We start from the raw sequence: 21,289 nt of genomic DNA on the forward strand, positions 1-21,289 counted from the left end.
CTACTCCTCCTCGCTATCAGTGCCATCATAACCCCGGCCGGATGGAGTCCCGCGCCCACCGTACGCCCTCCAGGCGAGCCAGAGACCGAGAGCCGTCATTCCGATGGCCGCGAGCAGACTCGCTATCGGGACCAAGTCCAATGCCCGACCCTCGTCGGTTGCGAGAAAAACATAGGTCGATGCCGTGGCGCGGTTCCCGCACCTGTCGAACGCCCTCACCACGATCGTGTTATTGCCGGGCGCAAGCGCCACGGTGCCCGACCACACTTCTCCCGTGAGCACGCACCTTTTCCATCCCCTCCCGCTCCTCGATACTTCGACGCATTCAATTCCGGAAGGGTCACGGACGATTCCTGAGACCACCACCCTCCCCTCGCCCACCCTGAGCCCGGGTGAAGGGTTGAGAATTTCCAGCTCGGGTGGCGTCGTATCCGGCGGCGGGGGCTCGTAGAGGACCCAGAGTTCAAGAGCGGCGGTGTTGCCCGCGCGGTCCGCAGCCCTCACGCGGATGATGTTCCATCCGATGGATAGGTTAAGCGCACAGCTCCAGCTCTCCGCCCCCTCGGCTGCTACCCAGACGGCTCCATCCAGAGACAGCTGGACGCTTGAGACGCCGCTTGGGTCACGAGCCCGCCCAATTACTGTCACCTGACTCAGCCCGAGAGCAGAGCCGTTGGTTGGGTAAAGAACCTCTATCACGGGCGGCGAGAGGTCCGGGCGCCTGATGAAAACGACCAGTGAAGTCTCGGCCTGATTACCGAGCGTGTCCCTCGCCCTTATATACACTTTGGCGGTGCCCTCCATCAGAGCCACGAGAGTCCGCCAGCTCTCATTACCCTCGCATCGGGTCCAGTTCCGCCGATCCGCGCTGACTTCAACAAGAGCCACCCCGTGGGGGTCGGAGCACTCCCCTTCGACCGGAATGACCACTTCGGCATGCTCGGAGAAGGGCGCGGGCGAGAGAATTCTGATGGTCGGCGGGAGCGTGTCGCGAACCACGAGCAGCTCGCTGCGAGCGGAGTTGCCAACCCCGTCCACTGCCTCGACGAGGGCTCGGTTCTCGCCCTCGCTCTCGAGGGACCACACTAGCTCGAGGGGAGTGTTGGGCTCGAAGGCCTCAAGACGGGCGCCGTTAAAAAAGAGGGATTGTCCATCGGAGGTTATTCGGACCGTCACATTCAGGGAGGAGGTCAGGTGACCCGGCGGTGGCCAGACATCGAGCGATGGGGGGGTGAGGTCTATGGTGAAGAGTGCGACCGCCCTCCCCATATTTCTCCAAAGGTCCCATGCCCGGACCTCGAGCATATGGTCCCCCTCCCTTAGGTTCTCGAGTCTCAGGGACCATTCCCGCGTCCCCTCCGCCGGAGCCCAGTCACCTCCGTCAAGCGAAACTTCGACAAGCGCAACGCCCGCTTCCCCCGTCCTCTCTAGCCTGTCCAGGGCCCTCCCACGCACCGTAATTTGTGTTGCGTTCAGCCACGTCCCGTTTTCTGGGAAGTCTATGAAGACGAGGGGTGGCGTGACGTCGATGAGGATGGTAATGTTCAGGGGTTCCGAGACATCACGGACGAGCCAGCTCTTATGGCCGCCGGAGTTCGCGGATATATTGAAAGGTCCGTGATACCTTACGCCTCGGTTGAGTACTGTGTGGGAGAGAACCCGCGCTCCCCTGACCTCCCCTAGTTCGTCGGCCTGGTAGAGCTCCTCGGGGCCGTCGAAGGGGCGGACAGAGAGGATAGCACCTGCCGCGGGTGTCTGGTTGTCGAATATTACTCTGGCATCGAGACTCCAGGCGAGCTTGAGGGCGCTGGATGAATCAGCGACGGTTACATCGATGGGGTTGAGCCCGCAGTCTAGGGTCTCGAGTCGGGATGAATTGAGTAGCAGGACCGCCGCGCCGGTGTTCCCCTCGAGCGAGCAGCGGACGAGCGAGCAAGAGCCCGCGGAAGCGACCAGTCCCACCACGTTTGCCGTGAATGTGCAGTCGCGCACCGAGAGGGGGGCGCCGACGATGCAGAGGCCCGCAGCCGAGAAAGAGAAGGTCGAGTTCTCTAGAAGAGCGCTCGAGGTCTCGATAACCGGGCCCGAGAGCTCCGGTTCAGTCGAGCAGGTCCCGGCCCGGGAGATGGTGCTATTTGAGAGAACAACGCTTGAGCCATACAGGGCACGGAGGCCGTAGGAATTCCCCGAGGCGCTGTCCAGCCTCGAGTTGTGGGCGATTAGCTCCCCTCCAGACTTCACAAGGAGACCAAATTCGCCCGGGGATGTGCAGTTGAATAGCAGCGCGGCGTTTTCCAATCTGAGGCACCCCCCCGAGCCAACGGTGATGTTCCCGCAAACCACGAGGGTTTCGTTGGCCACCACCTCGGTCGAGGCGACTGTCCAGTCCCGGGGACCTGGGGTTCCCTCGGGAGGGAAATGAGGTGCAGACCCTGCGGAGAGCCCCCGGGCGTGGGTCTCCGGAGCCGAAGCGGGGGGTAGAGTCACGAGGAGGGTGAGCGCTATTAGGGCGGCGCGCGCCGTCATCGCCATATCATTGTATGCGGAATTATTTATTAGTATTGTCCATGCATCACCAAGGGGGCCGGTCCGGGGCCCAGCTCCAGCGGCATTATCCGGGGGGGCGGCACCAAAGCGCAGGGACAAACGCTATATAGAGGTTGTTGTATGCGGTAATTCAACCGTTGTCTGGGGGGAGAGGGCGGATGGAAGAGCCTCTCTGTAACATCGAGATAAGCCGAAGCGCCAATCAGTTTGTTGCCCGCGTCCAGACCGAACTCGGGGGGGTGCGGGAGTACCGGAGCCGCACCTTCGAGGAGATTCTGGAGCAGCTCGTCATAGACCTGCAGGAAGAGTTCGAATCCGGTTGATTTCACCAACGGAGCCCTAGACCCTAAGCTCACCCCTCTCCAGCAGCGTCCTCTCCTTTCCCGAGCGGAGAATCGCCGTGAGGGTGGGCTCGTTTATTACCCCGTCGTAGTGGATGAGAGCGGGGCCGTCGTTGTCGTAGTTAGACCCGATCGCGATGTGGCAGGTCCTATAGACCTTCTCGTCCTCCAGAATATTGCCAACAACGCGCGCGGCGCGGTTGAGTCCTATCCCAAGCTCGCCTATCGCGCGGGCGTTTGCGATGTATCTCTCAGCCTCCCTATCGGAGAGCCTCCCTTGCTCCGCGAGCCTGCGGGCCGCCGCCGCACCCCTCGCCACCGCCTCCCTGAGCCTCTTCGCTTCGGAGCCGCCGGATATTCTCCGGACGAAGCCCCCCTCGACCTCCACAATAACGGGCCCCCTGAGCACCAGCTCCCCCCTGTCCGTGGCGATGCTCCCGTCAAATACCACCCTGCCATTCGAGGCCCCCAGCTCTGGCGAGACGAAGACCTCCCCAGCGGGCAGGTTCCCGCCCCTCCCGGGCTGTGAGAAGTCGCCATCGTCGAGGTGGCTCCTTCTTCCCCTCAGGCCGATGAGTATATCTGTCCCTCTCTCCGTCTCTATGTGAACCGCCTCGGCCCCGTCCAGCAATTTAGCCAGCGCCCTGCAGTCCCGACCCATTCTCGAATAGTCCACGGGGACTGTTCGCGCGAACATCTCCGCCGTGACGCCCGGGGACCAGAAGGCGCGTGATTTCTTCGCCGCGAGAAGATACTGAAATGCACTGTCATATTTTCTTTTCCCCATCCGGTAGGGCCTCCTCAGGGCCACCCGGTCCTTGCCGAGCTTCTGGCGGCTTATAGATATCATGACCTCCGGCGCGCTCCTTATCGCCGCCAGCACGGCCTCCTCGGCGAAGTCGAGCTGGGTCTTAACTGGCTGGGTGATGAGCACAGGCGCCGCCCCGACCTCCGCCGCGGCGTCGAAGAGCTCTCTCGATATCCTCTGGCCGTCCTCGTGGGGGTTGGTCACGATGAGCACTCTCTCACCTCTATCTACCGCGAGAACGGTTCGAACCGCGACGCGTGCAGCCTTCGCGAGGTCTCCCTCCATGCGCAAGCCCCCTCCGCCGGCCTGTATCGCGCGGGAACATATAAAGTCAGAGGCTCTGTAGATGTTCGGGCCTTCGTGACGCGCGGCTCGGCCTTCGCACAGAGATTTTAATAGATGGAGACTTATTAGATATAATGACCGGGGCTAGCCGGATGAGTCCGCGGGCGGGAGTTTCGATTGTTCTGTTGATAACATTGCTCATCAATCAGCCCGCCGGCTCCGGTCTTATTTATTTAAAGCTCCCAGGCGACGGACTGGAAATCACTGAGCGTGCGGGCCACTCCTCAGCTAGCAGGACCAGACCAAACCCACGCCAAGAAGCACCGCCCGCACCGACGAGTTGGCCGCGATTCCCGAGCAGCGCAGGAATCATCCCGAACCTCGGCCAGATATCCGACCCTGAAGTCCTTTTCTGCACGGGCGAAGCGCACTTCACCTCCCGCGGTGTAATTTTTAGAGTGATTGGCGGCGGCGACAGGGCCCGCCCTACGGCCCCCCTCCTCTCAACCTCCTCTCTCTCTGGCCGAACCGACTCCACAGCCTCTTCATTCCGGAGCAGCGCGTGGGTCTACAGGATGGAGTTCGACGGTGCGAACAGGGTCCGGCCTGAGGAGCTCGGCAGTCCGATATACAGAATCAATTTCTACTTCGGCAACGACTCAAAGCGCTGGGTCTCTGGCGTTCCGGTCTACTCGGGGCTGGTCTACAGGAATCTCTATGATGGAATCGATCTCGTTTTCAGGGCGGTGGCGGGGGGCCTGAAGTACGACTTCATCGTCGAGCCGGGCGCGGACCCCTCTCGTATTCGCCTGAGGTATGAGGGGGCATCGGTTTCGACCGACGGCTCCAGCCTGCTCATCAGCACACCCGCGGGAGTCCTGAGGGAGGGAGAGTTGGGGGCTTTCGAGGGCCCACTCCCCCTGGCCGGCGCGGATGTTGGAATCGAACATCCAGCTACGGCGTATTGCGAGGGGGGGCTGGAGGAGGTTAGTGGGAGGGTGGTCGTCGAGGGGGACACGGTTGGCTACAGTGTTGTCCGTGACCCCGGCATGACGCTTGTTATTGACCCCCTGATATTCTCCACCTACATCGGAGGCTGGGCCGAGGATGGCGCGGTATCCCTCGCCCTTTCGCCCTCGGGGACCATCTACATGGCCGGCGAGACCCGCTCGCTCGACTTCCCCTCCACGCCGGGGGCCTATCAAGAGGCCCTTTCGGGAGGGAGGGACGTTGTGGTACTCGAGTTGAGTCACGACGGCACCAGCCTCCTGCGCGCCACATACCTCGGAGGAAGTCTGGAGGAGCGGGCGGGCGAGCTCAAGGTAGGAGCCGAGGGCAACATCTATCTGGTGGGCACAACGCTCTCTCCCGACTTCCCCGTCACCCCCGGCTGCCCCGACAGCACTCTCGGTGGCGATTCGGACGCATTTGTCGCCATATTCACCCCGGACTGCGCGCGCCTTGACTTCTCGACCTATCTCGGCGGCTCATCGGAGGAATTCGGAAGCTCCCTCGAGTGGGCTCCTGACGGAGCGATTTATATCGGAGGAGAGACGCGCTCATCCGACTTCCCGGTGACGGACGGAGCGCTCAACGTATCCCGCCCTGGCACGGGTGATGTATTCGTCGCCGGCATCCACGCCGACGGCGGGATATTCACGTCGGCCGTATTCGGGGGCTCGGGGAGGGAGGGCAGCGTCTCGATTCGCCGGGACCCCGCCGGACAGCTCGTGGTCTCCGGCTCGACGACCTCCACGGATTTTCCAGTGACCTCTGGCGCCCACGACCGGAGCCACAATGGAGGCATTGATGTTTTCATCACCAGAGGCAGTTTCAGCGGCCCGACCCCAATCCTCCAGTCGACCTTCCTCGGAGGCTCGGGCGACGATATCTGCACCGGAATGGCTCTGGATTCGAATGGCATCGTTCATGTCGCTGGACAGACCTTCTCCGGCAACTTCCCGACCACCGCCAAGGCTTACTCCCTCGTCTACTCCGGCTCGGGCGATGCTTTCGCGGCGAGCGCCAGCCGGGACCTCAGTGCCCTTCTCTTCTCCACGTATATCGGCGGCTCGGGCGCGGACCTCGTCTCCGCCGTCGGGCTGGACACCGACGGATGCCTTCTCCTCACAGGAGGAACTGCCTCCCCGGAGTTCCCCGTCACTCAGGACGCGAGCGGGACCGGGCCTCCGGCCGGAATGGACGTGTTCCTCCTGAAGCTCGTCAACGGCTCGGGCCTGCGCTTCTCGACTCTCTTCGGGGGAAAGGGCGAAGACGCCGCCGAGGCCCTCGTCGTTGACTCGGAGGGCGTTGTCTGTCTGGCGGGCCGGACAGCCTCGCAAGATTTCCCGGTGAGCGAGGGCTGCCACGACGCTTTCTACAATCAGGGAGGCGACATCTTCGTCCTCGCACTTCGCCCGCCCGACCCCCCCAGCCCTCCCCGTATAGTCGAAGTCCGGGCCGGGCCCGGAGAGGTCGAGCTGAGGTGGTCCCCCCCGGAGCACGATGGCCGCTCTCCGATTCTCGGGTACCGAATTCACAGGGGCCCTGTGAGCAGCAACCTCTCGCTCCTCGCCGCGGTTGACGGTAGCACCACCCGGTACCGCGACACAGGAGTGCGGAACGGCACGACATACTTCTACGCCCTGTCCGCGTTCAACAGGTTCGAGGAGGGCTTAATGTCGGAGGTGGTCAGGGCCGCGCCCGAGTCGGTCCCCGGGCCGCCGCTTAACCTGACCGCGAGACCGAACGACCGGACTGTGATTCTCTATTGGTCGCCGCCCGAGAACGACGGGGGCTGGCGTGTCTTCGAGTACAGAATCTACCGAGGAATGGAGCCGGGCGGTCTCCACCCCTTCGCCACGAGGAACGCGGATGCCACGACGTTTCAGGACATCGGTCTGGAGAACGGCGCGAGCTATTTTTATGCGGTCTCCGCCGTCAACAGGCTCGGGGAGGGGCCGCGCACCGGGGCCGTCGAGGCGACTCCCGGATTTCCCCCCGGACCCCCCCGCAATCTCAGGGCCGAGGGAGTCGGGGCATTCATTGAGCTGCGGTGGGAGCCCCCAGAGTTCGATGGCTACAACAGAATTCTCAGCTACTCCGTCTACAAAAGGGAGAGGGGTGCCCTAGACAACGTCGTGGCCCGTCCCGGCCCGGGGGAGACCTTCTGGAGGGACGGACCCCTCGAGCCGGGAAAGGTTTGCTCCTACTACATCACCGCCCGTAACGCCGTGGGCGATTCTCCGCCGAGCAGCGTGGTCACAGCGTCGGCTGACGAGGCCCCTTCCGCGCCCCCCGGGGTCATGGCGGTCTCGAGGTCCGGGCCGATAGAGCTGAGCTGGCGCGAGCCCAACAGCGATGGCGGGTCCCCCATTCTTTATTACAATATCTACAGGGGCGGGGGCGAAGCGGGGCTCTTCGAGCCTAGGGCCCGTGTTGACGATGCGCTATGGTTCCTCGACACTGAGGTCACTGAGGGAAGAAGGTACTTCTATAGGGTGGCTGCTGTTAATGAGATGGGCGAGGGACCGGCGAGCGAGGCGGTATCGGCCGTTTCGGACTCGACCCCCCCGATGGTCTCGCTCCGGGAACCGGCAGAGGGGGCGTTCCTCGCCAATAGAATAGTGATTGTCTCGGGCCCGGCGTGGGACTCCAATGAGCTGCTTAGGGTCGAGGTCCTTGCCGGAGGAACCCATCCCGCGGGCCTCAGCGCGGGCAACTGGTCCTGCAGGCTGGAGCTGGACGAGGGCCGACACACCATAGTCGCGGTCGCGATGGACGTCGGAGGCAACATTGCGGTCGCCTCCGTGAATGTCACCGTTGACCTCACGCCACCCCAGGTCTGCATAACGCGGCCCGCCCCCGGCTTGGTGACGAGCCGCCGCTGGATGGAGGTCGAGGGTCTCGCCTCGGACAACTTCAGGCTTGAGAGCGTCGAGGTCAGCGCCAACGGTTCCATCTGGTTCCCCGCCGCGGGGAGGCCGGGCTGGAGGGCGCTGGTCGAGGCTCGCCACGGCGAGCTCGAGGTTATCGCAGTCGCCACAGACGCCGCGGGGAACGCCGCAGTCGCGAGCGTGAACGTCACCAGCGACCTAGAGCCCCCCTATGTAGAGATTGTTTACCCGGAGGACGGCGTGAGAGTTCGGGCCAAGGCCTGTCCATTCATAACCAGGGCTCGCGTTGCGGCCTCGGATGACCACGCACTGAGCCGTGTGGAGCTCTCCACGGACGGCATCAGGTGGGTCCCCGCGCGCCTCGACCTCCACTGGAGCGCCGACATCGTGCTCGACAGTGGCGAGCAGGTCATATGCGCCCGCGCGGTGGACGCGGCGGGCAACGTGCGCTACCACAACATAACCGTTCTCGTGGAGACCCCCCCTCCGGGAGCTGCTCCCCTCGAGCTCTGGGCGCCCGCCCTGGCGGCCGGCGTGGCGGCGGCGGTGCTCGGCTCGGTCTTTCTCCGTCGCAGAAGGGGCCCTCCACCACAACCCTTAAATCAAAAAACCAATATGGGCGCGGGAGCGGGGTAAAAATATGCCTGTGTTCGCGCCCGTTGGGGAGAAGGAGGTCTCGAGGGCTATTGTGGGGGAGTTCATGAAGGAGCTCCTCGAGTATCTTGAGAGCGACGTGGTGGTCATAGGCGGCGGGCCGAGCGGGCTGATGGCCGGGAGGGAGCTCTCGAGGCGTGGGGTCAAGACCGTTCTCTTCGAGAGCAACAACTACCTGGGCGGCGGTTTCTGGATAGGCGGCTACCTGATGAACAAGCTCACCTTCAGAGCCCCGGCCCAGCGAATTCTCGAGGAGCTGGGCGTTCCGTTCAGGGAGGCGGAAAAGGGCCTCTTCGTCTCCGACGGCCCCCACACCTGCTCCAGACTGATCGCGGCCGCCTGCGACGCCGGTCTGAAGATAGTGAACATGACGAAGTTCGACGACGTTGTGCTGAGGGAGAGGAACCGGGTCGCGGGCGCGGTGGTCAACTGGACCCCCGTCGGCGCAATGCCGAGGCAGATAACCTGTGTGGACCCGATAGGGGTGGAGTGCAGGGTGCTGATTGACGCATCGGGCCACGACGCGGTGGTGGTGAGGGCCCTCGAGAATCGCGGCCTCCTGAAGGCCCCGGGCTATGGCGCGATGTGGGTGGAGAGGTCGGAGGACCTGATCGTGAAATACACCAAGGAGATCCACCCGGGGCTCGTCGTCACGGGCATGGCGGTCTCGACCGCCTTCGGACTGCCGCGAATGGGCCCGACCTTCGGCGGGATGCTCCTCTCGGGCGAGAAGGCCGCGAGGGTCGCCATGGACATACTCAAGAAAAAGGGCTGAGACCCGCGGCTGTGGGGGGTGTGGGGCGGGGTGGCTGTCCAATGGTGGGGAGTCGCGGGCGCGCGGCGGTGGAGCAGGAGCTTGAGCGAGGGGCTGGAGAGGGAAGGAGACAGAAGGGGGGTATCGGCTGATGGCGGTCTACGAGTTCGAGGGAAAAAGACCCGTAATTGGTAAGGACTGCTACATTTTCGAGAGCGCCGCGGTGATGGGCAACGTTGTTCTAGGGGATAACGTGTTCGTTGGCCCGGGGGCGGTGCTCAGGGCCGACTACGGCCGCATAGAGGTCGGGGACCGCTCCAGCGTCGAGGACAACTGTGTCTTGCACGCCCGCCCGGACCAGCTCTGCAGGGTCGGGAGCGACGTCACACTAGGCCACGGCGCCATCGTGCACACCGCCAGCGTTGGCAACTGGACCGTGGTCGGCATGGGAGCGGTCATCAGCGACTTCGCCGAGGTCGGGGAGTGGTGCGTGATAGGAGAGGGGGCCGTGGTGAAGAACAGGACAATTATCCCGCCCAGAAAAATCGCGGTCGGCGTCCCGGCGAAGCCCGTCGCCGACGTCTCGGACGAGTACATCGCCCAGTGGAGCTCGTTCAAGAAACTCTACAACGAGCTCGCCGCCCGTAGGTACCCTGCGGGGCTCAGGCGTCTGGCATAGCCCGCATCCCATCCCCAGGACCCCCGCCGCCACTCCCTGCCCAGTGTACTCCCTCGCCTCCATTTCGCCCCGCCCCAACCGTCTCCCTCGACTCGATTGCCGCCACGTCCATCCTCACTCTCCGCACCACCTCCCCTCCCCATTCCCTCCACCCCTCTCCTCACCTCTTCCTCCCCGCCTTCCGACCCTTTCGCCTGCCCCTGCCTCTCTTGCCCCTCCTGCTCCGTCTGCTGTATGCGTATCCAACAATATGAACCGTGGCAAGCGAGACCACGCAACCGATGAGCAGGGACCTCTGGTCGTTGAAGCTCATCCAGAAGTGGTTCCCCTCCGCAAAAAGCAGAACCAGGCCTATTGCGCCGTATGATTTGCTACCGAAGAGCAGGTAGAGCTCCTTGATTTTTCTGGCGACGATGAAGATGCCCAGGCCGATGTATATCGAGAGGGCCAAGAGCACGGGGTCGGGCATGTTGGTCGTAGCCAGCAGGAGGATGAAGCTGACTATGTTGCTCAGCACGTTCTCGAGCTGCGCCTTTGCGCCCTCCGCGAATATTCCGATGAGGATTGTTCCTATGATGCTTGCATAAGCCGCGTGGATCGGTTGAATCAGCTCCATCCCGGGCTCATCCCTTCAGCTCTTGAGCCTTCTGAGCTCCTGAATCACCTCTTCGCAGGTCTTGATTTTCACGCCCACGTTCCTCATGTCCCGCAGATTCGCTTCGTGTATCTCGGGAGTCGAGGCCGTGGTTCCATCGGAGAGGACGGTCACGTCCAGATCGTATGCTAGGGCGTCGTACACTGTGCTCCGTACGCAGTTGGGGGTTTGGGTGCCCCCGACCACGACCGCCTTTATGCCGAGTCTGAGCGTGAGCAGGGGGAGCTCGGTCATGAAGAAGCCGCTCCAGCGCTTCTTGGGTATCACATACTCCCCCTCGCGCGGAGCGAGGGGGGCCACGATGCGCGCGCCGGGCGTGTTCTCTATCACCCTCGGCCCCTTCTCCGTGAACTCACGAATTCTCACCAGCTCCACGTCCGACCAGTCTTTTCTATAGAGCCTGATGATGTGGAAGACCGGCAGCCCCTTCTTTCTGAATTCGTCCAGGACGCGGCGCAGAAGGGGCACGGACTTCTGCGTTGCCTCCCTCATCTTCACGATGTCCTCCTGCATGTCCACGATCATGAGGGCGGTTTTACCCCTGGGCACCTTCGCACCTCCATAATTCCGAAAACGGCTCCGGAAAAATAAACCTATGCTCCGGCGTATCGATATCGCAACGGCGCATCTGGCAATGCGCGGCGGTTATCTACATTCGACGGGCGAATTCTCAAAACCCCTCACGAGCCAACTCCCCCATGGCTGGACGCGAGGGCAGCTCCTTGGCTGCGAAACCGCGCCCGGGGCGGTGGAGAACATCCCCGGCCATCCCGTCAGAAGCCCTTCACACTAAATCTGCCTTCCCTAAGCAGGACCCTCTCCCCGCCGCTGCCGAGTTCTAGAATCACTGTGGGCCGCGTGATGAGGAAGTCTTGGTGAGTCCTCGAGAGGTTCTTCCCTCCGGGATAGTCCGAGTTGTTGCCAAAGGCCACGTGGGCCGTTCCATCGACCTTCTCCGTCTCGAGGAACTCGCGCATTATCCTCGCCTTTTTATTGAGGCCGACCGCGAATTCGCCCACGCACCTCGCCCAGGGGTCGGTCGCCTGCACCCTCTCGATTCTTTTCCGCAGGGCCGCGCTGGGGCATTGGACCCTCACAACCCTTCCCCCGCGCACCTCGAGCCGGACCGCGTCTTCGATGAGACCTATGCCGCCTATCGCGCTCGCGCATACCAGCACACCATCCGCCGAGGTCTCGACGGGTCCCACGATAACCTCCCCCACAGGCAGGTTCATCCACTTGAGCGTCTCCCAGTTGAGTCTCGTGTCGGTGAAGAACTCCCTTCCCTCGACGCTTAGGCGGAGGTCCGTGCCCTCTGGACAGGTCACCCTGAGCGCGACGGCGCCCTGGCAAAGCCTCATAAGCTCTTGGGCGCGGGCCTGGAGCTCCACGTAATCCCGCTCGCTCAGGGCGAGGGCGCCGTCGGTCAGCATGTCCATGGTGATACCGGGGCAGTGGCCGAGCCTGACCCTCCGCCTCCTCTCCAGACCAATCAGCTGAATTCGGAAGGGAGTCTCCTCCGCCCCTCCCCTCAGCACGTTCATGAAGATGTCCGGGCGGTCGGAGATAACAGCGGCCTCGAGAAGCGGCGGGACCCCCTTGCGCGGTCTCCTCTCCCTCGGTAGCTCGATGAAGCGGGTCCAGAGCCCCAGCTCCAGAGCGGCCGACGAGAACGCCCTCCCCACCTCTTCCAGCTCCTCGTCGCAGACCACTGTCAGGCTCTCACCCGCGCGGGCCTCGAGCACGCAGCTCAGAGCGTTTCTGGCGGCCTCCACACGGTCCATTTGGCTCCCCTCTATACTCAGCTCAAAGTGCGGCACTTCATGCGGTGCTCCATCCGGGCTCCCTCAGGTTGGCCACCTGAGGCGGCCCGGGGCCACAGGGCCTCGCTGAGTGCGCGGAGAAGACATGCCCCCTCCCCCTCATGCCCGGTTCTCATCTCTTCCGGCGCAGCAGGAGGGCCGCGAGCAGGGCCGCCGGGAGAAGCAGGAGGCCTGCGAAGCCTGGAATTCCTCCCCCTCCTCCGGAGGGCTCGACCCTGTAGACCGTGAGCTCGACCTGCTCCGTGTTGCCGGCCTTGTCCTTGAAGACGACGAGAATCGTATTGGGGCCTTTGCCCAAGAGGACCTCGCCGACGAAGCTCCCATCGGGTCTAATGCTGACCTTGTTGCCGTTGATTGTTACCGTGGCGCCCGGTTCGACATTGCCCGCGACGGTCACATTGCCGCGAGTCACCCTTAGGTTGTTCTTCGGCTGGGTCAGGTTGAAGACGACCACCGTATCTCTGATGATCGTTACAACCAGCTCCTCAGCGTAGTTCCCTGCGGCGTCTACAGCAACGATTGTGAAGGTGTGGGTCCCGTCGGTCTCCAGAGGCACCGTCAGCGAAAAAACCCCCCCAGCCCCCACCTCGACCTCCTCGTCGTTGATCGTTACCTTCGCACCGGTCTCGGTCCTACCCCTGAGCTCGACACTGCTGCTCCTGGTGATGAAGTTGTCGGGTGGGGAGGTCAGCCTCAGCTCCGGAGGAATCGTGTCGAGAATCACGGTGACAGTGGTCATGTTCCTGTTCTTGAGGGGGTCGATGGCCTCAATCGTGATGACATTCTCCCCCTCTTTGTCGAGCGTGATCTCGGCGACAAATGTCCTTCCTGAAAAGCTCACGCCTGCGCCGTTGACCTTGACTAGGGCCCCGGCCTCCGTCATCCCTCTGACCTGAATCAGGGGCGTGTTGAACAGCGCACCAGGAAGGGGCTCGAGCACCATCACCTCCGGGGGGGTTGTGTCCCTGAGCACGCTCAGCACTATGGCCTGGATATTCCCAGCCCTATCCCTCGAGGCGACCTCGACGCTGTTCTCTCCCTCGGAGAGCTGGATGGTAGCGGTGAAGTTGCCACGGCTGAGCTGGACCTGGACACCGTTTATGGTGACGGTGCAGCCCTCCTCCGTGAAGCCCTTGATGACGAGCGAGGTCTCGTTTGTCGCTATGTACATCCCGATGGGCTGAGTGAGCTGGAGGACCGGTTTGACGGTGTCCAGCTCCCCGGAGACCTGGACGCGGGCAGTGTTCCAGACTGCGTCCGCGCACTCGACCGTGATCGTGTTGAATCCCTCCACAAGGCTGACTGGGGCCGCGAAGCTGCCGTCCGGGCTGACAGGAATCTCCCTTCCGTTGATGAAGGTGTGCCCGCTTGTGTCGTCCACCTTGCCCGTGACGGTTATCGTGCTCTGATTCACCACGAAGCCTTCCGCGGGCCAGCTCAGGTTGATCACGGGTGCGACCGTGTCCCTAATAACGGTGAGGGTCTGGTTCTGGTAGTTCCTCCCCCTGTCCACGCAGGAGACCGCGATGGTGTTCGGGCCCTCCTTCGGCAGCGGGACCGTCACCGACCACTCCCCGCCCTCGCCCATCTTCGCCGCCAGGCCATTCACCGAGACCCAGGTCCCTGGCTCCGCCGCTCCCTCGACACTGACGGAGGTCCTGTTCACGGTCTCGCCATCTCCCGGTGTGTCGACGCACACCCAGGGCGCGACGTCGTCGAGCGGGAAGACGAAATCGTAGCTCCTATTGAACGCCAGGATGGTCCAGTTGCTCACACCGCCTTTACTCGCGGTCAAGTTGTACGGGGCCTTGGTCACGTTGGCCTCCGGCCTCGCACCCTGCGTCTTCTCTTCGATGATGAGCCAGTTGGTCCAGCCCTCGCTGTCGGTCACGACCGCGACCGCTGTCCCGCCCCTCCTGTCGAGAACCTTGACTAGGGTCTCGGGCGCGGGGGCGCCGGTGCTCTGAATCACGGTCCTGATATGAAGCAACCATCGAATGCTGAGGATGGCGTTCTGGTCCGTTATGTTTATGGTCGTGTTGTCGTAGGTGGTGTTGATGAGGACGCAGGTTCCGCCGGCGTTCCCGCCCTCCTGATTGGCGAAGTGGATGTGGTGCAGGCTTCCGGAGATGGTGCAGTTGGTGAAGGTGCCGCCGAAGGGGGCACCGGTGCCATCGCCCGCGATGCCGGATACGGTGTTGTCCTTGATTGTCATGTCGTAGAAGAATGTGTTGCTGTTGGCGACCAGAATCACGCCCACGCGGTTCCTCTCGACGATATCGGAGCGGCTTGTGGAGCTGGACATTGTGGCAATACCGTAGCCGCCCGCGCTATCAGTAAATGTGTTGGAGTGGATGTGGTTCTGCTCGAGGATGCAGGAGCCTTGGCGAACGAAGATTCCGTCGGCGTTGCCGGTGACGTTGTTGCGGGCAATGTACGAGTCAGGGCCCACGTTCAGAATTCCCCATGAGAACGCGCTGCTTGTGCCCTTATGGCCCTCAATGCGGTTGTCGGTGATGTTCGGGTAGCCAGAGCCCTGGAGCCATATTCCCTGCGTCACCGAGTCCCTCGGGTCGATATTTGCCCTGATGGTGTTGTTGGTGATGAAGGGCGAGGCGTCTGCAACCAGTATGCCGCCGCCTGTGCTGGCGCCGCAGTTGCGCACGTTGCCGGAAATTGTGTTCCTGTCTATAATGGGCCGGCCCCCGCCCGTGACCGCCACCCCGCTCCAGTAGTTGCCGCTGATGTTGTTTTTATAGATATAGGGAGAGGCCCCGGAGTCGATGAAGATGCCGTAGATGTTCTCAGTGAATGTGGAGTTTGATATCTGCACCTGGCTAGACTGGATGTAGGGGCCCAGGTTTTGATAGACGGAGCTCGATATGCCGCAGTCGCGGACCGTGCACTTCTCCAGTTGAGCTGTGGCACCTGAGCGTATCCAGAAGAGGTAGCGGTAGTTCGGGTTCACAGCCTGCACTGTGCAGGAAGTGGCCCTCAGGGTCGCTCCCTCCTTTACCTCGATGTGGTACTGACCGCCCGTGGTGCAGTTCATCTTCAATGTGACTCCGGTGGCGGTCAGGGAGCCCTCGATGGTCAGGTTGCCGGTGAGGATGATTGTGTCGCCCGACCAGCTCTGCGCGCCGACGACAGTCTGGTCGCCGAAGAGCTCGATGATGGCGCCACCGGCGTCCCAAGTCCAGCTGGGAAGAGTAAATACCCCGACGAAGGTGACCGCCGCAACGAGCACAGCCCTAATATTTAAGCCGATATACATCCCTCCCTCTCGCTGGTCTCTCAGAAGACCTAACAAAATACAGTGTATATAAATAATATGGTATGACGCCGTTGGGCGAAGAGTGGGCCGTGGGGGGTCCCGGAGAATGGCTCGATGGGGGAGGATGCTTGCAGAGGCGCTATCAAGAGCCGTCGAAAGAGGTCAGGCAGGCGTCTCGGGAGGGGTGCTTGCGTTCTCGGGAGGCCTCGACAGCTCCCTCTTGGCCCTGCTGATGGCCCGACAGGGACGCGCGCCCGAGCTGTGCACCGTAGGGCTCAAGGGGGCCCGGGATCTGGCCGCGGCTGAAAGGGCAGCTTCGCTCCTAGGACTCGAGGGAAGAACGGTTGCGCTCGTGGTGGAGGAGGGGGACGTGCTCGAGGCGGTGCGCCGGCTGCGCTCGCTCCTCCCCTCCGCTACCATGATGGAGCTCGCTTTTACTATCCCCTTATTCATCGTTTGCGCGCGGACGAGAGAGAGAGTGATTTTCACGGGCGACGGCGCCGACGAACTCTTCGGCGGCTACCATAGATACCTTAGAATGCGTCCCGGAGAACTCGAGTCCGCCCTTCGAGCCGACCTTGAGCGCCTGATAGGAAATGGAATTCAGCGCCACCGCGCAATCGCCCGGAGCTTTGGCAGGGAGTTAGTGACGCCCTATCTCGACGATGAAGTCGTTGAGCTGGCCCGGAGAATTCCACCGTCGGAAAAGGTGGCGGGTGGGGAGAGGAAGCTGGTTCTGCGCGAGGCAGCCCGGCTCCTAGGCCTGCCAGAGGAGCTCCGCGGGGCGCCGAAGAGGGCAGCGCAGTACGGCTCGGGAGTAATGAAGGTGCTGGAGAAACACAGCGCGTTCTGTTAGACCGGGCAAGGGCGGGCCTGCAGTCCACTCGGGCGGGCGGGACCGGAACGCCGATAGGAATTAGCCGGGGAGGTTCCTCCGTCTTGTCCAATTCAAGAGCATCAATGGTGTCAACAATTCATGCCACTAACCTGCTGCTCAGATGCGGGAGTAAATCCGGAGCTCAACATTACTTAAGTTGGGGAGATATAAACAGAACCGCCCACGCCCCGTCTAATGGGGCGTTGAATTGGTAATCATTACCGCTCTTGCCATTCCCCTCTCGCAAGCATCTCTCGTGGTCAGTAGCTCAGCACCTCTCCCTTCATGTACTCGCGCATTAGGGCGGTGGCGTAGCAGCCGCGCGGGAGGGTGAACCTGAACAGGACCGCGTCCGGCTCGAGAACAATCTCCGGCTCGCCGGGCCTAAATGGGACGAGCACCTCCCTGCGCGTTCCCTTCGACGACGCTTCCGGAATCTCCGGGATTATGAAGTCCTGAGGGCGTAGGCCCTCCTCCGCCACAACCGCCCTCTCTATCTCACCCATCCTTCCTTCCGCAAAGGGGGTCTCAGTGCCAAATAGAATTCCGGACACGAAGGCCCTCCCCTCGCGCGCCCTCCTCCTCGCCCTCTCTAGATTGTGCTCCTCGACCAGAATGTATCTATCGTGGTCCGGCCGCCCGTGCGCGTCCGCGGGGAGGACGATGTCTCCGACGACTGGCTCGCGCAGGGGAAGACCTCCGAGAATTCGCCTGCTCAGGACGCGATTGAAGAGCTGGGCTTGGTAGGCGTGCACAAACATCATTAATAGATTGAGGGGAAGCCGCCTGAGCGCGCCCGCCCAGTCCCCGGGGTGGTTGTGCAGGTGCTGGAGCAGCGTCCTCTCGAACGAGAGGCGCTTGGGGAAGTACTTCAGCGCCTCGCCGAAGACTCTCTCCTTCACACCTCCGCCCTCGACACACCCTTCCGCATCGCCGCCCCGGATCCCACATGCCGCGGCTCTCCACTCCTCCTCCAACCGTGCCCTCGCTGCCCTCGCCTCCTCCCCCTCAGCTTCCATAGGCCGGCCGAGATAGGTCATCACCGCGCCCTCGAGGTTCCCCTGCACCATCAGTTTTCCGATGGTGTGCGTCACCGGCCTCAGCGCCCCGAACCTCTGGATGCCAAAGAAGTTCGGGAATCCCCCGGCTGCCCTGAGCTCCGAGGTGACCGCATCAAGAGCCGCTCTCAACTCCCCAGAGCTCTCACCTAGTCCCTGGTCCTCCGTCGGGCTCTCTTCCCGATGCCCAGACACTCCCTCGCTACCAGAAATCGGGGGCTCCCCTGACGCCCCGGGGGCGGCCTGAGCCCCTCTCAGCCTTATCACGAACCTGTTGCCCAAGAGCTGCCCCAGCTCCACCGGCCTGTCGCTTGGATAGGTGTCGAGAACCTCGAAGTCCCCCAGCGAGACTCTCCGCACCTGCTCCTCGGAGGCTCTGAAGCTCATCATCTGGACCTTCACGCCGCGCTTGTCCTTTGTTCCCGCAAACTGAATTCTTTTTCGGCTGATTCCCATTGCCCGGGAAAGCTCCCTGACGAGACGGTTTGTCTCCCAGTTGCGCGAGCGGACGCGGGCCGCAACCCACTCCCCGCCTTCAACCCTGGGCGGAGGAAGGGAGAGTTCCTCGACTAAGAAGTCCTCGGGAAGGCTCTTGAGCCTCCCCCCGACGCCCGGCGAGCGGCTTAGGTAGACCTCAATACCGACTCCCCTCTCCACCTCCGGCGGCTGCGGCCCCATGCTCCTCGTTCCCGGGTCACCCGCTGCGCCCATCTCGGCTCAACCTCACTTTTACTGCGCTCGGATAGCTGTCGCTTCCATCCTGGGTGGTCCACCCATATCCACCTCCCAAGGCCCTCTCCCCTCGGCACCGTGAATCTCGCGGGTCAGGTTAGGCCGGCCTCTGAAAAAACCGCACAATTGTGCTCCGTGAGCTCACACTTTGGGCTTCTTTGCCTTCTCTACAAGCAATTGAGCGTCCCTGAACTCTGCTGCCAGGGCCTTCGCGGCCTTCTTGAGAGCGGCGTGGGGCTTCCCCTGCCTCACCCTGACCCTGAGCCTGGGCCGGGCGAGCATGGGGTGGCCTATTTGGTAGGTCGCCTGCGCGACATTCTCGTCGGCGAGGAGCTTTTGCTTGAGCGGCTCGAGAATCGTCTCGTTGGCGCCGATGACCTCGACCTCAATGGTGTCCTTCTCTTTGCTCAGTATCCTAACCTCCATCCCTCTGCCCCCTCACCCCCTCCACTCAGGACCGGGAGCGGCGGGGCCCATCACCCCCTCCCTTTAAAAAGATTGCCCCGCGTACTTCCTCCAGGCGGCCTCCGCGTCGCTCCTTTTCGCGATCTCGGCCTCCTCGAACCTCACCCAGTCGATTCCCTCTAGAGGGTTGCGGCCGAGTTGCTTCACAAAGCGTGTCGCAAAGTCCCTGACCTGCTCCTCGGTCCCGCTGACGCCCAGATTGATGTAGAATGCTTTCGTGTAGCTCCCGAGGTGCTTGTACCTCTGGCTGTTGATAACGACATTCACCTTCCCGCTCTCGATCACGACTATCCAGGATTTGTCCTCCTCCAGCCAAGAGTAGCCCACCAAGGACATGGTAATGTTATTGTCTATCTCCAGCGCGGCCTTCCTCGCCGCCAGACCGACGTCGGAAAAGTTGATAAAGGTCCGCAGGCTGAGGTAGCCCACCTCCTGATACCTCCCCTCCTCGAGCGCCGCCATCTGCACGTAGGGCTTTTCGTCACGCGGGCAGGCGTAGAAGGTCACCATGTTCTCCTGCGGGTCGACGTCGCTCATCCTGCCTCAACTCTTAATTGGCGGGGGAGATTTTATCCTTTGCTATCCGGAGTTTCGGGAGGGGGCCGGGGGGTCTTCCCGGCGAGCGCGAGGAATCGCTTGAGATGCTTGTGCTCGAGCGAGCCATCTGGCTCTGCCAGACCCTTTTTTATCATCTGCGCGTTGACGAAAGTCCTATTCTTCAGAAAAACATAATAGAGGGGCTTGCCCTCGCTATCGCGCACCGCCCCATCGTCCTTAAGAAACACCTTGCGGCCCCTGAGCACACTTTTTAGAAACTCGACCGCCCTATCCCTAGCGCCCTCTCTCTCAACGACGCCCAGAAGGCCTACGACCCTCCCGTCCTCAAGAAGGAGGGTTGTGGGGGAGAGGACCTCCCTGACCGAGTGAAGCTCGCGCCCCGCCGGCCTCTCCCAGCTCACTCTAGACCCAAAGTCCCTAACCCGGGGGTCCACTATTCTCCTAAAGCCGCGGGCGTCGTGAAACACATACGGAAGGCGCGAAATCTCCGCTCTAGGGTCGCTCTCCAAGGGCTTCTGGCGGATGAACTCAATCTCCGCATCGAATGACTCGAGCCTCTCCATGAGCCTTCTCCGGATTATGGGAAGGCACGCATCATTTATTTCATAACCGATAGAGCTGCGGCCGAGGTTCAGGGCGGCCAGCGACGTGGTTCCGGACCCCAGGAACGGGTCAAGTACTGTCTCCCCCTCAAAGGTGAACATCCGAATCAAGCGGCGCGGGAGCTCTTCCGGGAAGGGCGCGATGTGCTCCCTCTGCCTCTCCCCGGGGAAGCTCCAGTGCCCCGAGAAGTACTCATTCCACTCCGCCGCCGTCAGCGCCGACCTCCTCTTCACATCGGGCGGTGGCACCGGGGCGCGGCCCGGCTTCCTGAATATCAGAATGAATTCGTAGTCCAGCTTCAGGATACCGTTGCGGGGGTAGGGGTAGGAGCCCATGACCGTCCCCCCTCCGCTCGTGTTGCAGGTAGTCACCTTTTGCCATATCACCGCGCCCATGTAGTCCGCTCCAGCGCTCTCGAAGAACTTTATAATCTCCGTCCTTATCGGCACGACCCTGTAACCGCCATAGTGTGCGGCCCTCGCGAACTGGTCGCCGATGTTGATGCACACACGGCAACCGGGGTGGAGGACGCGGAGGCACTCATTCCAGACCAGACCGAGGTGGTTGATGTAGTCTTCATAACTGTCGTTGAAGCCTATCTGACCACTAATTCCATAGTCCTTGAGCTGCCAGTAGGGCGGGGAGGTGACGACTAGGTGCACGCTTGAGTCCTCGACCTCCGCCATGCGCCTCGCGTCGCCCAAAATGATTCTATGGAAGGTGCCCATCCGCCACTCCAATTGGCGTAGGTAGGGAAAAAAGCATCGGCGCTACAGGGGTTTTGATTCTGGTAAGAAAAATAGGTTGTCTACAGGGTCCACACCGCTCAGTGTCGACGTCAACTAGGGTGCGGCTAGCGCGTCCCGTGCCCGCAGGCCGGACAGACAGTCCACTCGGGCTCCAGAGGCTCGCCGCAGGAGGGGCACCTGAGACCACCCACCTTCTCCTTCGACCGCTTTTTCGCAGTCGTGGGGGCCGCGGCACTAGGGCCCGCAAGCTCAGGTGACGAGCCCGCTACTCTCGCCTCTTTCAGAGCTCCCTTAGCCTCCATCGCGAATTGCATCGCCGCTTCCCCGTCGCCTTCCTTTATGAAGTCGCGAGCGAGCTCGAGCTTCTCCATTGCGGCCGAGACTTGCGCCGCTCCCTCGGGGTGCTTCTCGAGATGCTCCGCAAGCGCGTCCTCGACCTCGGCGACGAGCTTCTTCGCCTCCTTGAGGACTTCGTCCTCTTTCGAAGGCCTCGCGGCTGCCACAGCTGCACCGGCCCCCGCGGCGGCTCTC

General features: G+C 62.4%; 16 protein-coding genes. 5 read left to right on the forward strand and 11 right to left on the reverse strand.

Features of this window, described 5'->3' with window-relative positions:
• Window positions 1-2,526, reverse strand: a complete 2,526-nt coding sequence (locus tag QW379_07545; protein ID MEM2870253.1) for an Ig-like domain-containing protein — start codon at window positions 2,524-2,526, stop codon at window positions 1-3.
• Window positions 2,527-2,705: 179 nt separating this feature from the next.
• Here QW379_07545 and QW379_07550 point away from each other — a divergent pair, with 179 nt between their 5' ends.
• Window positions 2,706-2,870, forward strand: coding sequence for a hypothetical protein (locus tag QW379_07550; GenBank protein ID MEM2870254.1), 165 nt, complete (start codon window positions 2,706-2,708; stop codon window positions 2,868-2,870).
• Window positions 2,871-2,886: 16 nt separating this feature from the next.
• On the opposite strand, the gene QW379_07555 is transcribed toward QW379_07550, so the two are convergent.
• Window positions 2,887-3,981 carry a peptidase M17 gene (locus tag QW379_07555; protein MEM2870255.1) on the reverse strand — a complete coding sequence of 365 codons (1,095 nt, stop codon included), beginning with the start codon at window positions 3,979-3,981 and terminating at the stop codon, window positions 2,887-2,889.
• Between the two features lie 134 nt (window positions 3,982-4,115).
• Between QW379_07555 and QW379_07560 the strand changes: the two genes are divergently transcribed.
• The 3 genes from QW379_07560 (at window position 4,116) to QW379_07570 (ending at window position 9,964) form a co-directional block, all read left to right on the forward strand.
• A complete protein-coding gene (locus QW379_07560; GenBank protein MEM2870256.1) occupies window positions 4,116-8,513 on the forward strand; it encodes a fibronectin type III domain-containing protein in 4,398 nt (1,465 codons plus the stop codon).
• A gap of 4 nt (window positions 8,514-8,517) precedes the next feature.
• Complete coding sequence (locus tag QW379_07565; GenBank protein ID MEM2870257.1) at window positions 8,518-9,306, forward strand: sulfide-dependent adenosine diphosphate thiazole synthase; 789 nt, start codon at window positions 8,518-8,520, stop codon at window positions 9,304-9,306.
• Between the two features lie 130 nt (window positions 9,307-9,436).
• Window positions 9,437-9,964 carry a gamma carbonic anhydrase family protein gene (locus tag QW379_07570; protein ID MEM2870258.1) on the forward strand — a complete coding sequence of 176 codons (528 nt, stop codon included), beginning with the start codon at window positions 9,437-9,439 and terminating at the stop codon, window positions 9,962-9,964.
• Window positions 9,965-10,124: 160 nt separating this feature from the next.
• On the opposite strand, the gene QW379_07575 is transcribed toward QW379_07570, so the two are convergent.
• The 4 genes from QW379_07575 to QW379_07590 form a co-directional block, all read right to left on the reverse strand.
• Window positions 10,125-10,580 carry a hypothetical protein gene (locus QW379_07575; GenBank protein ID MEM2870259.1) on the reverse strand — a complete coding sequence of 152 codons (456 nt, stop codon included), beginning with the start codon at window positions 10,578-10,580 and terminating at the stop codon, window positions 10,125-10,127.
• A gap of 15 nt (window positions 10,581-10,595) precedes the next feature.
• Window positions 10,596-11,168: an isochorismatase family cysteine hydrolase gene (locus tag QW379_07580; protein MEM2870260.1), complete on the reverse strand. Its 573-nt coding sequence runs from the start codon at window positions 11,166-11,168 to the stop codon at window positions 10,596-10,598.
• 224 nt (window positions 11,169-11,392) lie between these two features.
• The gene (locus QW379_07585) at window positions 11,393-12,403 is read right to left on the reverse strand and encodes an aminopeptidase (GenBank protein MEM2870261.1); all 1,011 of its coding nucleotides are present in this window, start codon (window positions 12,401-12,403) and stop codon (window positions 11,393-11,395) included.
• Between the two features lie 151 nt (window positions 12,404-12,554).
• Entirely contained in the window at window positions 12,555-15,716 is a 3,162-nt protein-coding gene (locus QW379_07590; GenBank protein ID MEM2870262.1) for a right-handed parallel beta-helix repeat-containing protein, read from the reverse strand.
• A 106-nt stretch (window positions 15,717-15,822) separates the two neighbouring features.
• Between QW379_07590 and QW379_07595 the strand changes: the two genes are divergently transcribed.
• Entirely contained in the window at window positions 15,823-16,572 is a 750-nt protein-coding gene (locus QW379_07595) for an asparagine synthase-related protein (GenBank protein MEM2870263.1), read from the forward strand.
• A 281-nt stretch (window positions 16,573-16,853) separates the two neighbouring features.
• Here QW379_07595 and QW379_07600 read toward each other — a convergent pair whose 3' ends face one another.
• From QW379_07600 to QW379_07620, 5 genes are all read right to left on the reverse strand, one after another.
• Entirely contained in the window at window positions 16,854-18,362 is a 1,509-nt protein-coding gene (locus QW379_07600) for a tRNA pseudouridine(13) synthase TruD (GenBank protein MEM2870264.1), read from the reverse strand.
• Between the two features lie 162 nt (window positions 18,363-18,524).
• Complete coding sequence (locus tag QW379_07605; protein MEM2870265.1) at window positions 18,525-18,809, reverse strand: RpoL/Rpb11 RNA polymerase subunit family protein; 285 nt, start codon at window positions 18,807-18,809, stop codon at window positions 18,525-18,527.
• Between the two features lie 63 nt (window positions 18,810-18,872).
• Entirely contained in the window at window positions 18,873-19,385 is a 513-nt protein-coding gene (locus QW379_07610; protein ID MEM2870266.1) for a hypothetical protein, read from the reverse strand.
• A 32-nt stretch (window positions 19,386-19,417) separates the two neighbouring features.
• Window positions 19,418-20,737, reverse strand: a complete 1,320-nt coding sequence (locus QW379_07615) for a DNA methyltransferase (GenBank protein ID MEM2870267.1) — start codon at window positions 20,735-20,737, stop codon at window positions 19,418-19,420.
• Between the two features lie 125 nt (window positions 20,738-20,862).
• Window positions 20,863-21,289 (reverse strand): zinc ribbon domain-containing protein (locus QW379_07620; GenBank protein ID MEM2870268.1); only part of this gene is annotated, 427 nt, incomplete at its 5' end.

Source organism: Thermoplasmata archaeon (assembly GCA_038851035.1).
Lineage (GTDB): Archaea > Thermoplasmatota > DTKX01 > VGTL01 > VGTL01 > JAWCLH01.

Coding starts and splice junctions, on each gene's coding strand:
- QW379_07545 (MEM2870253.1), bottom strand. CDS start 2,526: ATGACGGCGCGCGCCGCCCTAATAGCGCTCACCCTCCTCGTGACTCTA.
- QW379_07550 (MEM2870254.1), top strand. CDS start 2,706: ATGGAAGAGCCTCTCTGTAACATCGAGATAAGCCGAAGCGCCAATCAG.
- QW379_07555 (MEM2870255.1), bottom strand. CDS start 3,981: ATGGAGGGAGACCTCGCGAAGGCTGCACGCGTCGCGGTTCGAACCGTT.
- QW379_07560 (MEM2870256.1), top strand. CDS start 4,116: ATGACCGGGGCTAGCCGGATGAGTCCGCGGGCGGGAGTTTCGATTGTT.
- QW379_07565 (MEM2870257.1), top strand. CDS start 8,518: ATGCCTGTGTTCGCGCCCGTTGGGGAGAAGGAGGTCTCGAGGGCTATT.
- QW379_07570 (MEM2870258.1), top strand. CDS start 9,437: ATGGCGGTCTACGAGTTCGAGGGAAAAAGACCCGTAATTGGTAAGGAC.
- QW379_07575 (MEM2870259.1), bottom strand. CDS start 10,580: ATGGAGCTGATTCAACCGATCCACGCGGCTTATGCAAGCATCATAGGA.
- QW379_07585 (MEM2870261.1), bottom strand. CDS start 12,403: ATGGACCGTGTGGAGGCCGCCAGAAACGCTCTGAGCTGCGTGCTCGAG.
- QW379_07590 (MEM2870262.1), bottom strand. CDS start 15,716: ATGTATATCGGCTTAAATATTAGGGCTGTGCTCGTTGCGGCGGTCACC.
- QW379_07595 (MEM2870263.1), top strand. CDS start 15,823: ATGGCTCGATGGGGGAGGATGCTTGCAGAGGCGCTATCAAGAGCCGTC.
- QW379_07600 (MEM2870264.1), bottom strand. CDS start 18,362: ATGGGCGCAGCGGGTGACCCGGGAACGAGGAGCATGGGGCCGCAGCCG.
- QW379_07605 (MEM2870265.1), bottom strand. CDS start 18,809: ATGGAGGTTAGGATACTGAGCAAAGAGAAGGACACCATTGAGGTCGAG.
- QW379_07610 (MEM2870266.1), bottom strand. CDS start 19,385: ATGAGCGACGTCGACCCGCAGGAGAACATGGTGACCTTCTACGCCTGC.
- QW379_07615 (MEM2870267.1), bottom strand. CDS start 20,737: ATGGGCACCTTCCATAGAATCATTTTGGGCGACGCGAGGCGCATGGCG.